The organism is Cryobacterium sp. M96 (genome assembly GCF_002929845.1).
GTDB classification, from domain to species: Bacteria; Actinomycetota; Actinomycetes; order Actinomycetales; family Microbacteriaceae; genus Cryobacterium; species Cryobacterium sandaracinum.
Window position 1 is genome coordinate 83,085 of sequence record NZ_PJJS01000049.1, and the last position, 13,604, is coordinate 96,688.

Genomic DNA, 13,604 nt, shown 5'->3' on the forward strand with positions numbered 1-13,604 from the left:
AAGTTTGCTTGTGGATCTTGGGGCGAAACAGGGCATCCGGTCGCCGGGCCCATCGAGATCTGCTCTCGACAAGCCCGGATTCCGGAGCGCGACTACCAGCGGTAGTGAGCGAAGGCCTTGTTCGCCTCGGCCATCTTGTGCGTGTCCTCGCGGCGCTTCACAGCGGCGCCGAGGCCGTTGGACGCGTCGAGGATTTCGTTGGTGAGACGCTCGGTCATCGTCTTCTCGCGACGAGCCTTGGCGTAGCTGGTCAACCAGCGCAGAGCCAGGGTGTTGGCGCGGTGCGGCTTGACTTCGACCGGCACCTGGTAGGTGGAACCACCGACGCGGCGCGAACGCACCTCAAGGGTCGGGCGCACGTTGTCGAGTGCCTTCTTCAAGGTGACGACGGCATCCGCACCGTTCTTGGCAACGACGCCTTCGAGTGCATCGTAAACGATGCGCTCGGCCAGGCCCTTTTTGCCGTCGAGGAGGATCTTGTTGACGAGCTGGGAGACGATGGGGGCGCCGTATACCGGGTCAGCGATAACGGGACGCTTGGGCGCTGGGCCTTTACGAGGCATTACTTCTTCTCCATCTTGGCGCCGTAGCGGCTACGAGCCTGCTTGCGGTTCTTGACGGCCTGGGTGTCCAGTGCGCCGCGAACGATCTTGTATCGAACACCGGGGAGGTCCTTCACACGACCACCGCGGACGAGCACCATCGAGTGCTCCTGCAGGTTGTGACCCTCGCCGGGAATGTAGGCGGTGACCTCGGTACCGTTCGACAGCTTGACGCGGGCGACCTTGCGGAGGGCCGAGTTCGGCTTCTTCGGCGTGGTCGTGTAAACACGGGTGCACACGCCGCGCTGCTGGGGGTTGGACTTCAGGGCGGGCGCCTTGGTCTTGGTGACCTTGGGGCTGCGGCCCTTTCGTACCAACTGCTGAATGGTGGGCACTAATTACTCCTTGTTTGTGCTGCACGGTGACAGCTCATTGATGGTTAGCATTCGAATCGCTCCGTTTCCGGCCCGATCGAGTTCATCTGGACCCACCGAAACACGCGGAATGAGTTTCGCGGGCCGTAGTGGGTATGCCGTGGGGGCTGCTCGGAGAGCACACCCTGTGTGAGTGCCACATCAAGGCGCCTAAGGTGCGGCACGACAAGATCGCGGTGGCATGACTCAAGCGCACGACAAAGCGCACACCTCGAAAGGATATCCCGGGGGTGACCGCTGGGTCAAATGGATCACGCGGCCCCGGGGGTTCGTTCAGGTGTTGTTCACGGGCCGCGCGGCCAGAGCGGGGAATCGAGCGCGGTGTCGAGGTCGGCGAGGAGAGCGAGCACCCAGGGTTCGACGAATTCGGTGACGGCGCTGCGCATCCGTTCACGGTGCCGGGACAGTTCGGCGCAGACCCGACCGCCGACCAGTGCCGCGTGTTCGTCGGCGCGTGTGACCTCGGCGCGGATGGCCGCCTTCTCCTCGACGGTCAAGGGAGGCGGGTCAACGGGCAGGGCCACGGATGCCTCGGGCCGGGCGAGTTCGGCGAAGGTGAAGAGGTAGGGGGCGTCGGGCATGGCCGGCGGGTCGAGGTCGAGGCCGGTGTAGGCCGGGTCCAGACCCTCAGCGGGGCGGTAGGTCAACGCGGCCTGCTTGCGCTCCTCGTTCAGGCGGATCTCCCGGAGCAGCAGGGGGAGGTGCGTCTCGGTGAACTCGTCGACCTCGGCGTCGATCAGGTGCTTCAGGCGCATGGCGAGGGCGTGCTGCACGGCGTGCGGGACATCCGTGGCGAGGCCGGCGGTGGCGATGACCGGCGACCCGAAGCAAGTGCGGCACAGGCGTGAACGGCCGCGATGCGTGCCCGGGCGCCAGCGCGGCAGCCAGTTGAGCCAGTCGTCAACCTGTTGGCTGACCCGCAACTCGATGGAACCGCCCATGAAAGACAAGGGTACCCGATCGGAGTGCTCCGCAGTCAGCGACTTTCAGGCCGGCGGTGTTTCAGTCTTCGCCTTGCTCCCACGGCCATTTCGGGGGGCCGCGTTCGGGCATCCGTGAGGCGAGGACCAGCGAGTAGAGCAGGGTGACGATGAAGGAGAGGATGCCGGTGGTCACCGCGAACGGGCCCAGCAGCACGGAGGCTGCGAACCCGACGCTGTCGCCCGGGAGCCCGGCGGTGTCGGTCGGCACCCCGGTGCCGAGCGCGTAGAGCACCCCGCCCACCAGAACGAAGACGACAAGCGCGGCGACCCCGGTGCCGAGGGAGTACCCGACGGCGATCCGCTGGTTCTCCGGTCTGGTGCGCAGCCCGAGCAGCAGCATCAGGGTGAACACCAGCACCAAGGCGGCGGCGGTCATGAACGGGCCGACGAGAGGTCCGGCGTTGGGGTCACTGATGACATCCGTGTCGGTCAGCAGGCTGATCATTCCGAAGGCGGCGACGAGGAGCGCGGCAAGGAGCACTGCCGCGAAGACGGCGACGACCGTCGCGTACTTCTGGTAATTTCGCATCGCTCCCCCTTGATGGCGTACCTGCTGGGGCCCGGCACGCTGAGCGCCGGGCGTCGACCGACTAGTTGCTGCGGATGTCCTGCGGTCCGGCGGCGAGGACGCGGTCGTATTCGGCCTTCGCTGCAGCGTTGCGTTCGGTGACGGCACGGCCGTTGCGGGCGATCCAGGCGCCGGCCCAGATCGGCACCTCGCGGGCGACGACCGCAGCGGCGATGGCCCCCGGGTTCAGCCACTGCTGGCTGATGAAGCGCGCCGCCTGGTCGGGCGTGAAGTTCCAGGCCTGCACGCTCAACAGCGCCGCCCCGATGTAGGAGAAGTAGACGACCACGGCCACCAGGAAGCCGAAGAGCACGTAGGCCCACCAGCCGCCGCGGTTCACGATCAGCACCAGCAGGGCGAACGCGACGAAGAAGAAGATGACCGGCACGTAGAAGATGGGCAGCACGATGAAGTCGGTGAACTTCGAGGCCGTCTCGGTGATCGAGAGGCTGCCGATGCCGGACAAGACAAAGGCGACGATGGCATAGATCACGGCGAAGATGACGGTGGAGAGCAGGGCGATCAGCACGCCGGGGCCGCGGTTGCTCTTGTAGCGGGGCGCGGTCGGCGCCTGGATGTAGACGGGGGGCTGCGCCGTGGTGTTCGTGGGGGCATAGGCCTCGGCGGGTGGGGCCTCTGATGGGGTCGCAGCCGGGTTCTCGCCGGGCTCGATGCGCCGGGTCTCGGCGGTGGTGTTCACCGGGGCGATGTTCACGGAGGCGGCGGGCACGTAGGTGGGCGTCGCGGGCTCGCGGGAGGTCGCGGGGGTGTCATAGGAGATCGGCTCGCCGACGGGGGTGGCCGGGTAGTGCGCCGGTGTCTCAGCGGCAGCATCGGTCGCGTCGCCGGACTCGGCCGGAGCGGAGTGGGAGCCGGTGCCGGTGTAGTCGGGGGCATCCGTGCGCTCTTCATGGCCGGCGTAGTCGACCGGTTCAAGATTCGAGTCGTTGTTACGGTTGCGGTTGCCCTCAGGGGACGTTGTGTCGCTCATGGTGCGCTCCTTGTGGTTGGCCGGGACGATCAGCATCAATCTTAGCAATGCGACTCCCCCGGTCGAGGGAGGCGTGACCGGACGCGGCGCTGGTCAAGTCGGGCTAGCCTGCGGGGGTTGTTGCGGCGGCCGTATTGGGATCGAGAAGAACGTAGATGAGCGCCGAGATCGTGGTAGTCACCTGATCCGAACCCCCGAGGGTGTCGATGGCGGTCTTGTCGGTGGCCGCTGGCGCTGCAATGGGGGGAGACTCAACCATGGATGTTGCAAAGGTCGTCACCATGACCAACCGGGTGCCCTTCTGAAGACCCTCGATAAAGTCGAGCACGTTCCCATAGCTGCCGGAAACGGTGAGGGAGACGGGCACGGACACGAAGTTCGAGGCAGTGATGAGCTCATTGGGCACGGGAGCGAGGGCTGCGGCCTCCTCAGCCGCCGTCGGTGCCGTGGTTGGGGTGGGAGTGGGTGTTGGTGACGCAGCACCCTCTGTCGGCGCCGCCTCAGCTGCCAGTGCGGGGGGAGCGACAACGAGGGGTGCGTACGCCTGGGCGTCGTTCACCGAAATGTCGGTCAGCGTCACTTGATGCTGCTGCGCGATGGAGTCCAGCTGAGTGAGGAATGCGGGGATCTCAGCCGCATCTGGGACAGCCGATCTGAGCGCCGACAATTCGCCCTTGAGTTCTCCAATGCTGGCGAATTTCTCCTTTAGGGCAGCGACTTTGAGCTCAGATGCTGAATTTTGGGTCTCGACCACGACACGATCTGCGTCGGCGAGACTCGCTTCACTGAGTTTCGGGGAAATCCCGAGGACCCAGCCGAGGAGGGCGGTGGCCGCGATCAACACAACGGTGCCAAAAACCCAGAGCCTGTTCAGGTCCATGCTTACTTTCCTTCCGGGTCGGCAAAGCGATTCGAATACGCTCCACCGTTGATGTGCATGACCAGGTTGACGGTATACGCGCCCGTCTCGGATCGTTTGATCGACCCGGGGGTGGCATCCGCGTAGCCAGGCAGCCCCTTGATTGCGTCGAGCCACTGCGGTACGGACGGCAGGTTCGGACTGGTCACGGTGAGCGTGAGAGTCGCAACACGCGCAGCTTGCAGGGGTGCCGTGGGTTGGATGTATACGCCGAGTGGCGACGCGGCATCTACGCCGACCGTATCGATGGAAACGTCTGCTGGCAGCGCGGCCCTAACCTGAGACAGGTAGGCCTTCCAGTCGACTTCGGTGGACGCACCGAATTGCCGTGCTGCAAGGGTGATGTCGACTTCATTTTGGACCTGATTTACTTCGGCATACTTTGCCTGACTGGCGAGCAACTCTGCCGTGCGCGCCTGGGCGGAGGCAAGCTCATCCCGGCTCTGCTGCGCATGCCATGTGGCTGCGCCGACGCCAGTGATCATCAGCAGTACCACGGCGACGAGAGTAGCCCCAAGACGCCGACGCGTTGCGTTAGCCTTCTTGCCTGCCTTGACCTCCGGCGGCAACAAGTCAACGCGCGGCTCTCCACCAAAGACAAGCTCCTCGCCGACCTTGGAGCGGCTCATGCGTGGCTCCCAAGGGCGAGTCCCAGTGCGACGGTAAACGCACCACGAGTGTTCTGCAGCGCATCGACGTTGACGCCACGCGCAAGCAATACTGAAGCAGCGGGATCGGCCTCAAAAACTGGAAGTCGTGTCAACTCGCCTAGCGCGGCAGCGAAGCCACGCAAGTGAGCTCCACCGCCAGTAAGGACAATCCGCGTTACTGGAATGTGGTTTCTCGTGTTCACGAAATAGTTGACTGTGTTCCTCAGACTGTTGAGCAGTTCGGTCGTCACCTCGTGGATGATCGAAGTCGCCTGCGGATGCTCCGTCGCTGGGTCCAGACCGATCTTACGTTTAAGTAGCTCAGCCTCCTCGACGGTCAAACCCAGACGGAGGACCATCGCTTGGGTGAGGTCTCCACCTCCCGCGGGGATGAGCCGCACGAATTGAGGGACACCCTGCAGTGTGACAACAACAGTGGTGGTTGCCAAACCGACGTCGATCTGCACCACCCCGCCATCCGATTTCACACCTCTGTGGATTACCCGAGTCAGTGCGAACGGGATCAGATCTACTTCAACGGGCGTGAGTCCAGCCAACTGAACCGCCTTGACATTTCCCTGAACCGCATCCTTGACGGCTGCAATCAGTAGCCCGTTTACCTCTGGCCCGGATTCTCCTTCGCTCTCGGAAATAGGATAAAAGTCGAGCAGGGCGTCGGCCACCGGGACCGCGAGCAGATCCTGCACTTGGAAGGGAAGAGACTCCCGGATGCGTTTGATGGGCATTTTGGGCACCGTGAGATCGCGCGCAAGTACGCGATGGTTGCCCATACCCAGCACTACCTTCTTGCTCTTGAAACCGCCTGATGACCACAAGGTCTTGATCGCGGCCGCGACAGTGTTGGGCTCAACAACCTCACCACGGTTGACCGCACCTTCAGGCAATTCCACCGAGTGGTAGCGAAGTAAGGTCGGCTTCCCCTTGTCTGCGTCACTCACCTCAGCGGCACGCACACCGGACGTTCCGATGTCGATTCCTACGACACTTGTCGTCATTGCTTCTCCCTCGCGACTGCTGCGGTCATGCCAAACCAAAAAGCGACAGATAACCAGTGGCTATCTGTTCACCATAGAAGATGCCTAGCCATGCTCCAGCCAACATCCAAGGGCCAAACGGGATGCCGCTCTTGCGGTTGGCACGACGGGTGATGAGGAGCAAGAGCGCGAACAGGCCACCCAGTAGAAACGCACTGAACGCCCCGACAGCGAGCTGCCCCCAGCCGAACCATCCCAAGTAGAGGCCGAGCAGCCCAGCGAGCTTGACGTCGCCCAACCCCATGCCGGCCGGATAGGCCAACGCCATCAATAAATACAGTGCAAAAAGCCCGCAAACTCCGATGAGAGCGCCCAACAACCGACCGGGTTCACCGGTCAGCAAGGCGGCAACGGCCAGCAATGCAGCCCCGGCCGGGTAGGCCGGGAGCACGAGTCGGTCAGGGAGCGTGTGCGTGTCCAGATCGATCGCTGCCAGCGCGACGCTCACTGACACAAGATAGAGCAGAGCGAGAAGGATGAATGCGGTTCCGAGACTCACCCTTGTGGGGCCGATGGCGGGGCTCCATGAAAGCAACCATGTGGCCACGACTCCGAAGAGCACAGCAGTGCCCAGCTCAACGATCGGGTATCTCGAAGAGATCCTCACATTGCAGTCTCTGCAACGGCCACGCAAGTACAACCACGACAGAACAGGAACGTTGTCCCAAGGGCGAATTCTGCTGCCGCAAGCGCCGCAGGCGCTCGGCGGAGACACGACGGACATCTTGAGTGGGAGCCGGTAGATGACGACGTTGAGGAACGATCCTATAAAAGATCCGAAAACCCCGAGAAGAACCGCCACGCTAGGACACGTTAATGTTGCGAATCGCGGTACGGGCGCCGAGGACACCTGTTCCTGGGAGGCCACCGCCGGGCGTCGTAGTGCCTTCGCTCAGGTTGACACCGGGAATCCCGATAGGAACGTAATTCAAGGTGAACGCATTAGCTGTCTTGGTTCCGGCCGCATAGATCTGCCCTTGCCAGACGTCGGCAGAGTTGGTGATCGTGCACGGCGAGTAGATCAGGGCGTTCACACGGCTGCTAACAGTGACATGATTGGCCATCTTGAAGGCTCCGCCCGCTGGGCAGTCCGGCAGCTGGTTGGCCACGAGGTTGCCAGCGACGCCGCGATCGGGACTGATCAGCCACATGTTCTTCTGGGCCGAGTTGGACGAGACGAAGTCGTTACCACCAAGGTTGAACGAGGTAGCGATGATGGCCACGTTGCTCGTCAACGTCTGTGTGGGGCTGAGTTTGGTGAAATCCAGACCTCCGGGTCCACAGGCAAGCCCATTGAGCACCTTCGGAGTGGAAGACGCAAGCACTGTGCTCATGGCGCTGACGAAACCTGCGTCGCTGCAGTCCGCCATGAGGAACTCGGTGAAGCCCCCAGGCGTCCAATCGCCCAAGGCGTAGGGGTAGTCCACCCATCCAGGTACGAATGGAATGACGGGTGCGACGATGCCCGTCTTATTCTTGGTGATGGTTCCTAGGACGCTTCCGGTGTTGTTTACAGTGCCCGCTACGACGACCGAACCCGCCACGGAGCCCGTAATCTTAGTCACCCCAGCGGCGGGTCCAGCGATGACGTTCCCACCACCTGCACCCTGCACCAGAACCGCACCACCCGCAGAGATGTTTCCCTGAACGGTCGCGGCGTTTGACAGAGACACCGAAGGATAGGTTCCGCTGTCGGCACTCACATTGCCGGTGACCTTTGCATTCTGCAGATCCACACTTCCCGACGCATAGAGGTCACCGTCGATAAGGCAATTGCTGGCCAAAGATGCCCCACCCTGGCCAAGAATCACGCTGCCGTGGATCGTGGAACCGGACGTGCAGCTCGCGCTTCCCGATAGGTACTGAATCGTGGCGGGTGTGCCGCCGGTGGAGTTAATATCTAGATTGTTGATGGTGCTATCGGTCTGCGAGAAGGAGTAGATCGCGGCACCCGAAGCCGTTATCCAAGTCGGCGGCGTCGGAATGTAGGGATAAATGGCTTCAATTTTCCGCTTGTTTCCAGAGGCGTTTCCGACCAGGCCGGGAGTTTTCGCCGATCCGGTGGATATGAGTTTGACCCTCTTGAAGGAGGCCGAGGTGGGGCAACCAGACACCCACGAAGTGTCAACGTCACCGGTTGCAGAGGCCGTCAGGAGTGAAGACCATACCGAGACGGTGAAGAAGGGTTCCGAGACCGCCGGAACGGCCGGATACGCAGCCAGACAGGCTGAAGTTGCCAATCGAGCGGCAGCGTAGTCGATCCCTGCCCCGGCAGCGGCCTGCGCCTGCACGCCGGATCGCGTCGCTGTTGTGTACCCCACCGCGTAGAGCGAGCTCGAGGTGATCGTGATCGCTATGATCGCCGCCACTGCTGTCATGCCGATCGCCACCAGCATGGCGCTGCCACGTTCTGGACACAAGCGGTCTGAGATTCTCTTACTTAGAAGCACGGGGAGCTCACCATCGAAACTTGTGGGGTGTAGGTCGTTGTGTTGATCAAGACATATGGGTGCGATCCGGCCGCGACATTGAACTTCAGGTCCACGCGAGAACCGCTTGGAGCGTTGAAGACTCGCGCGGTAACGGGGTCTGCGGGACTTATCCCGGTACCGAGAAGAGACCAGACGCCCTGGGGGCCAGCGGCCGGCACCGTAATCACGGACGCCGGAGAGGATGTCCGCTTCGTGTAGACAGCACCACCGTTCAGCGGCGTGTAGTACCAGGCCTGACAGGAGGCCGCCGTCGAAGACGGCTCGGTTCCGATGGTCCGGACTATCAGCAGTTGCGTACCGGCTGCGGCATCGCTGACTACCGTGACCGCGGAGGCGTTGCGCACTCCAGCCTGGACGGAACGCGCAATCTGCTGAGCGGTGGTCGCGGCGCCCGTGACGACCCGAGTTGTCTCCTGTGTTCGCAAGCCGTTGATCAACAGCCCACCTGCGACGAACAAGACGAGAACGAGAAGACCCATGTAGATCAAGAGTTCAGCAAGGGAAAACCCCCCTTCGCGACATTTTTGAGTCGGTGCCTGTTCTGACATGGCTAGTATCCGCCCGAGGCGACGAAGACGAACGTGGTGGCGGAGGCCGTCGGACTCGCATAACCGACTTGGGCTACCGACACAGTCACCCGAATATACCCCGGCACCACGCTGGGTGTGCACGGGGCGAAGGTGTCCCATGCAGGCTGCAGGTTCACTCCGCGAGGATCGACCACAGGCGCCAGAGTTACGGCCAAAAACAAGCTGATGTCATTGCAGCTCGGCGCAGTAGCTGTGGCGGAGCGGACGGCACGAGCCGCCTCGATTTGCTGATTGACAATCTGAGTTGCGGTGGCAATCGTCGTATTCCTCGCCGTGAACTGCAAGTTACTGATGAGAACAGGAGCGAAGGAGATGATCAGCAAGCCAAGCAGGAACATGGAGACGACGATCTCGATAATCCCAAAACCGCTTTCCTCGATACTCACTGCACGAGAATCAACGCGGATCTCATTCATCCTTACCTCGCTTAACTGGTGTGGTTGTGTCGAAGCGACCATGGCCCGTAGTCGAACCGGCGCACGCGTGCGCTACCACGTGACTTGATGACCTGCTATTGAGTGAGCACCCCAGCAGCTGAATACGCGGTCGAAGCGCTGGTAGCCACTCCGAAGATATTGCTAGCGCGGACTTCCGAATCGGTAACAGAGACTGCGTAGATGCAGGAGCCAGTTGACGGAGACGTGCCCTTGCTAAGCACGGGGCTAGCGCCGCTCGGCGGAGCATAGTTTCCAGCAGAGGTCGACGCAATATACCCGTACTTGGATGCTAAATTCGCGGAAGTCAGGTCAGCGGGAAGCATCCCATTCTCGTCCGTCGCATAAGCGACAACAGCGCTCTTAGCGTTTACGACGTCCGACTTTACGGGGCTATCGTGGGCTTCCTTCTGGACGCCCAGGTTAAGGGGGAAAGAGATTGCGGCAAGAACACCGATGATAATTACCACGACGAGGAGTTCAATCAACGTGAATCCCTTTTCCTCCGCCTGAAGCACTGTCTGCTGAGAAGGCAGCACAAGGGAAGTGTGAGAAGTCATCAACCCTGTCCGTTCGATACTGCATGACAATGTTTCGAGAGGAAACAATCTGGGGGCGGCCGCGCACAAAACCCACCCCCAGATTGAATCCGCAATTGCTACTGCGTGAGCACTCCGACGCTTGAACATGCAGTCGTTGCGCTGGAGGCGACACCGGAAATGTCGCTAGCGCCGACCTTGGTGCCAGTGACGGCTACTGCGTAAACGCAGAATGCAGTCGAAGGGGACGTTCCTTTCGTGAGGACCGGAATCGCGCCAGGCGAGGCGTAGTTTCCTGCAACCGTCGGCGGCACGTATCCGTATTTCGCGGGCAACGTAGCGAGGTCGGCAGGCAGTGCGCCATTGTTGTCCGTGGCGTAGGCCACGACTGCCGTTTTGGCGTTGGAGACGTCCGACTTCACGGCACTGTCCTTCGCGTTGTTCTGGATACCGAGGTACACCGGAATGGCGATGGCGGCGAGGATGCCGATGATGATGACGACGACGAGGAGCTCGATCAGGGTGAAGCCCTTTTCGCTCTTCTGCAGTGAATTACGGCGGCTGTTGAGCCCGCCCATGATGCGAGAAATCATGAGGATGTCCATTCAATCTAGTGCTGCTGTGGGCGGGAAGTCTGGATCATTTGACCCAACACGTATTGATGATATTGGGATAAATTCCCCAGTAAAATCCCACTTATGGGGGGGTCATGTAATGGTTCCGCCAGGAAGTAGGGATGGGTTGATCAACATGCCCCCAGTTCGGGGACTACTCGATCAGTGTCGAGATGTTAAAAATCGGGAGGTAGAGGGCGACGATCATGCCACCAACCACGACACCAAGAAAGGCAACCATCAGCGGTTCGATCATGGCGGTCAGCTGCTCGGTGGCCGACTCGACCTCCTGATCGTAAAAGTCCGCGATCTTGTTGAGCATCTGCTCGAGGGAACCAGAGTCCTCGCCAACGGAGATCATCTGGGTCACCATGTTCGGAAACACCGGTTCGTTCGCAAGAGGGGCGCCAATCGAGTGTCCTTGGCGCACTGAGTCGGCTACTTTGATGAGCGCCTGCTCGACCACCCAGTTGCCCGAAGTCTCACCTACGATGTGGAGGGCCTGCAGGATCGGCACGCCAGCCCCGATCATGTTGGCAAAATTCCGGCTAAATCTGGCTACAGCGATCTTCTTGAGCAACGGCCCAAAGACAGGCAGCTTCAACTTGAACGGGTCAAGGAGCTTGCGCACACCTTCGGTGTTCTTGTTGCGCGGCCACCAAATTGCAAACGCGATCCCAACCACGGCGAGAATCGGCACGACATAAACCATTGACCGGGACAGATACACGAGCAGCATGGTCGGCAACGGAAGCTGGCCTCCCAGGTTCGTGAACATGTTCTCAAACACTGGAACGATGAAGACCAACATTGCGATAACAGCCACGAGAGACATGATCAAAACGATCACGGGGTATGTCATTGCAGACTTGATCGTGCCGCGCAGTTTCACTTCTTTCTCGAAGTTCTCTGCAATCGATTCGAGCGCGCCTTCAAGGAAACCTCCGGTCTCCCCAGCCCGAACCATGTTGACCATCAGCGGGGGAAACGCCTCGGCATGTTGAGCCATCGAGTCAGAGATCGATACGCCAGTCTCGACGTCGTCCCTTACAGCGATCAGAACTTTCGTGAGTGGCTTGCTCTCAGTTTGCTCCGCAAGGATATTTAGCGTTCGCAGGAGCGACAGGCCGGCGCCGATCATGGTGGCCATCTGACGACTCATGATCGCCAAGTCCTTCAGACCCACTCCCTTTGTGAAACCGGGGATGTTGATCTCCATGTTGAGGCCAGCGCCCTGCGGGACCTCAACCATCGAGATTGGAGACAATCCCATCGTGCGCAGGCGCGTCATGGCGGCACTTTCGGAGGCGGCATCCAACCGACCTTTAACTGCCTTGCCGGCTGCATCACGAGCCTTGTACGCATAAGCCACTGTCGCGACCATCTACCGCCCCCGTGGGGAGAAAGAGTCGCCGAAGTCGATTCCGCCGGACATTGAGTTCACCGATGTCTCGGTCGGGTCAACGCGTCGGATCAGTTGCGCAAGGCCCTCCTGGTCCTGCGCCTTCTCCTCAGCCGACGCTCGGGTGATCAGACCGGCATCCACGAGTTCGGCAAGGTGCTGATCCATGGTGTGCATGCCGAGGGCTCGGCCGGCCTGCATTGAGGACGCGATCTGGTACGTCTTGCCCTCGCGAATCAAGTTAGCTACCGCTGGTGTGGTCACCATGACCTCGGTCGCGACCACGCGGCCGCCACCGATCTTCTTGACCAGGGTCTGGCAGACCACACCCTGCAGGGTGGCGGCAAGTTGTGCACGCACCTGGCCCTGCTGGTGCGGCGAGAACACGTCGATCACGCGGTCGATGGTCTGGGCCGCGGATTGGGTGTGCAGGGTGGCGAAGACGAGGTGGCCGGTCTCTGCCGCGGTCAGGGCCACCGAAATGGTCTCCAGGTCGCGCAGCTCGCCGATCAGAATCACGTCAGGGTCCTGACGCAGCACGTGCTTGAGCGCGGAGGCGAAGCTTTTCGTGTCGTGGCCGACCTCGCGCTGGTTGACCAGCGACTTCTGGTGCTTGTGCAGAAACTCGATCGGGTCTTCGACCGTGACGATGTGGTCGGCACGGGTGCGGTTGACCAAGTCGATCAGGGCCGCCAGGGTGGTGGACTTGCCCGAACCGGTGGGCCCGGTCACCAGAACCAGGCCGCGGGGAAGCTTGGCGAACTGACCGACCGTCTCGGGGATACCGAGGTCTTTCAACGGCTTGATCTCGCGCGGGATCAGGCGGAACGCCCCGCCGATCGAGTTGCGCTGGTAATAGTAGTTGACGCGAAAGCGCGCGCCGCCGGCCGTATACGCGAAGTCGAGCTCGAGCTCCTCCTCGAACTGCGCGCGCTGCTTCGCCGAGAGGATGCTGTAGAGCGCAGAGGTGACCTTGTCACCCATCCACTTGCTCGCGCCCTCAATCGGCCGCAGGCCGCCATCGACACGAATGCTCGGCGGCGCTCCGACGGTGATGTGCAGGTCGGAGGCGTTCAGGTCGAGAACCTCGGCCAGGGCGTTCAGCAGGTCAAGGTCGGAGACCTCGTTGTCGCCGGTGCGGTTGGCACGGGCGCGGCGCCCGGTCGTCTCGACCGCGCCGGTGTCCACCGGGAGGACCGTTGTCGCCGGCTGCGCGGCATCCGTCACATCGACGAACTCGAACTCCACCGAGTCAGGAGCGGCCGGCGCGGCATCGTGCTCCGTCGGTTCGGCACCACGACGCTCGGGATCGCCGAGGCTCCAGCTGCCCCCGGCGGCCCCAGGAGACGTGACCGGAATTTCATAGATGGGCTGGCTCATGCAGATATCCC

16 protein-coding genes and 1 pseudogene are annotated in these 13,604 nt (G+C 61.7%); all 17 read right to left on the reverse strand.

Annotated features, from left to right (window positions below):
• Nucleotides 1–92: 92 nt before the first annotated feature.
• On the reverse strand, nucleotides 93–563 hold the full coding sequence (gene rpsG, locus CXY79_RS09965; RefSeq protein ID WP_066597688.1) for a 30S ribosomal protein S7: 471 nt from the start codon (nucleotides 561–563) through the stop codon (nucleotides 93–95).
• The gene (rpsL, locus tag CXY79_RS09970; RefSeq protein ID WP_055811472.1) at nucleotides 563–937 is read right to left on the reverse strand and encodes a 30S ribosomal protein S12; all 375 of its coding nucleotides are present in this window, start codon (nucleotides 935–937) and stop codon (nucleotides 563–565) included. The genes rpsG and rpsL overlap by 1 nt, the downstream gene beginning before the upstream one ends.
• 323 nt (nucleotides 938–1,260) lie before the next feature.
• Nucleotides 1,261–1,917: a spermidine/putrescine ABC transporter substrate-binding protein gene (locus tag CXY79_RS09975; protein ID WP_104100975.1), complete on the reverse strand. Its 657-nt coding sequence runs from the start codon at nucleotides 1,915–1,917 to the stop codon at nucleotides 1,261–1,263.
• A 61-nt stretch (nucleotides 1,918–1,978) separates the two neighbouring features.
• A complete protein-coding gene (locus tag CXY79_RS15985; protein ID WP_158250264.1) occupies nucleotides 1,979–2,488 on the reverse strand; it encodes a DUF6121 family protein in 510 nt (169 codons plus the stop codon).
• A gap of 61 nt (nucleotides 2,489–2,549) precedes the next feature.
• The gene (locus tag CXY79_RS09985) at nucleotides 2,550–3,518 is read right to left on the reverse strand and encodes a hypothetical protein (protein WP_146068120.1); all 969 of its coding nucleotides are present in this window, start codon (nucleotides 3,516–3,518) and stop codon (nucleotides 2,550–2,552) included.
• Between the two features lie 103 nt (nucleotides 3,519–3,621).
• Nucleotides 3,622–4,362 carry a hypothetical protein gene (locus CXY79_RS09990; RefSeq protein ID WP_158250265.1) on the reverse strand — a complete coding sequence of 247 codons (741 nt, stop codon included), beginning with the start codon at nucleotides 4,360–4,362 and terminating at the stop codon, nucleotides 3,622–3,624.
• Nucleotides 4,363–4,400: 38 nt separating this feature from the next.
• The gene (locus CXY79_RS09995) at nucleotides 4,401–5,066 is read right to left on the reverse strand and encodes a hypothetical protein (RefSeq protein ID WP_104100978.1); all 666 of its coding nucleotides are present in this window, start codon (nucleotides 5,064–5,066) and stop codon (nucleotides 4,401–4,403) included.
• Nucleotides 5,063–6,103 carry a type IV pilus assembly protein PilM gene (gene pilM, locus CXY79_RS10000; protein ID WP_104100979.1) on the reverse strand — a complete coding sequence of 347 codons (1,041 nt, stop codon included), beginning with the start codon at nucleotides 6,101–6,103 and terminating at the stop codon, nucleotides 5,063–5,065. The genes CXY79_RS09995 and pilM overlap by 4 nt, the downstream gene beginning before the upstream one ends.
• Nucleotides 6,104–6,128: 25 nt before the next feature.
• Nucleotides 6,129–6,590: a prepilin peptidase gene (locus tag CXY79_RS16940; protein WP_369827972.1), complete on the reverse strand. Its 462-nt coding sequence runs from the start codon at nucleotides 6,588–6,590 to the stop codon at nucleotides 6,129–6,131.
• A 102-nt stretch (nucleotides 6,591–6,692) separates the two neighbouring features.
• Nucleotides 6,693–7,010, reverse strand: a pseudogene (locus tag CXY79_RS16945) (A24 family peptidase); the annotation flags it as partial.
• A complete protein-coding gene (locus CXY79_RS10010; protein ID WP_104100981.1) occupies nucleotides 6,946–8,538 on the reverse strand; it encodes a polymer-forming cytoskeletal protein in 1,593 nt (530 codons plus the stop codon). The pseudogene CXY79_RS16945 and the gene CXY79_RS10010, both read right to left, overlap by 65 nt.
• Before the next feature lie 44 nt (nucleotides 8,539–8,582).
• On the reverse strand, nucleotides 8,583–9,182 hold the full coding sequence (locus CXY79_RS10015; protein WP_104100982.1) for a type II secretion system protein J: 600 nt from the start codon (nucleotides 9,180–9,182) through the stop codon (nucleotides 8,583–8,585).
• A 2-nt stretch (nucleotides 9,183–9,184) separates the two neighbouring features.
• A complete protein-coding gene (locus CXY79_RS10020) occupies nucleotides 9,185–9,640 on the reverse strand; it encodes a type II secretion system GspH family protein (protein ID WP_146068122.1) in 456 nt (151 codons plus the stop codon).
• Between the two features lie 95 nt (nucleotides 9,641–9,735).
• Nucleotides 9,736–10,347 (reverse strand): type II secretion system protein, encoded by a 612-nt coding sequence (locus tag CXY79_RS16950; RefSeq protein WP_369827971.1) that lies wholly within the window; start codon nucleotides 10,345–10,347, stop codon nucleotides 9,736–9,738.
• Nucleotides 10,317–10,790 carry a type II secretion system protein gene (locus tag CXY79_RS16805; RefSeq protein WP_104101030.1) on the reverse strand — a complete coding sequence of 158 codons (474 nt, stop codon included), beginning with the start codon at nucleotides 10,788–10,790 and terminating at the stop codon, nucleotides 10,317–10,319. Before CXY79_RS16805 ends, CXY79_RS16950 begins: the two co-directional genes overlap by 31 nt.
• A 175-nt stretch (nucleotides 10,791–10,965) precedes the next feature.
• Entirely contained in the window at nucleotides 10,966–12,195 is a 1,230-nt protein-coding gene (locus CXY79_RS10035; RefSeq protein ID WP_158250266.1) for a type II secretion system F family protein, read from the reverse strand.
• Nucleotides 12,196–13,593 (reverse strand): type IV pilus twitching motility protein PilT, encoded by a 1,398-nt coding sequence (locus CXY79_RS10040; protein ID WP_104100985.1) that lies wholly within the window; start codon nucleotides 13,591–13,593, stop codon nucleotides 12,196–12,198.
• Nucleotides 13,594–13,604 lie beyond the last annotated feature (11 nt).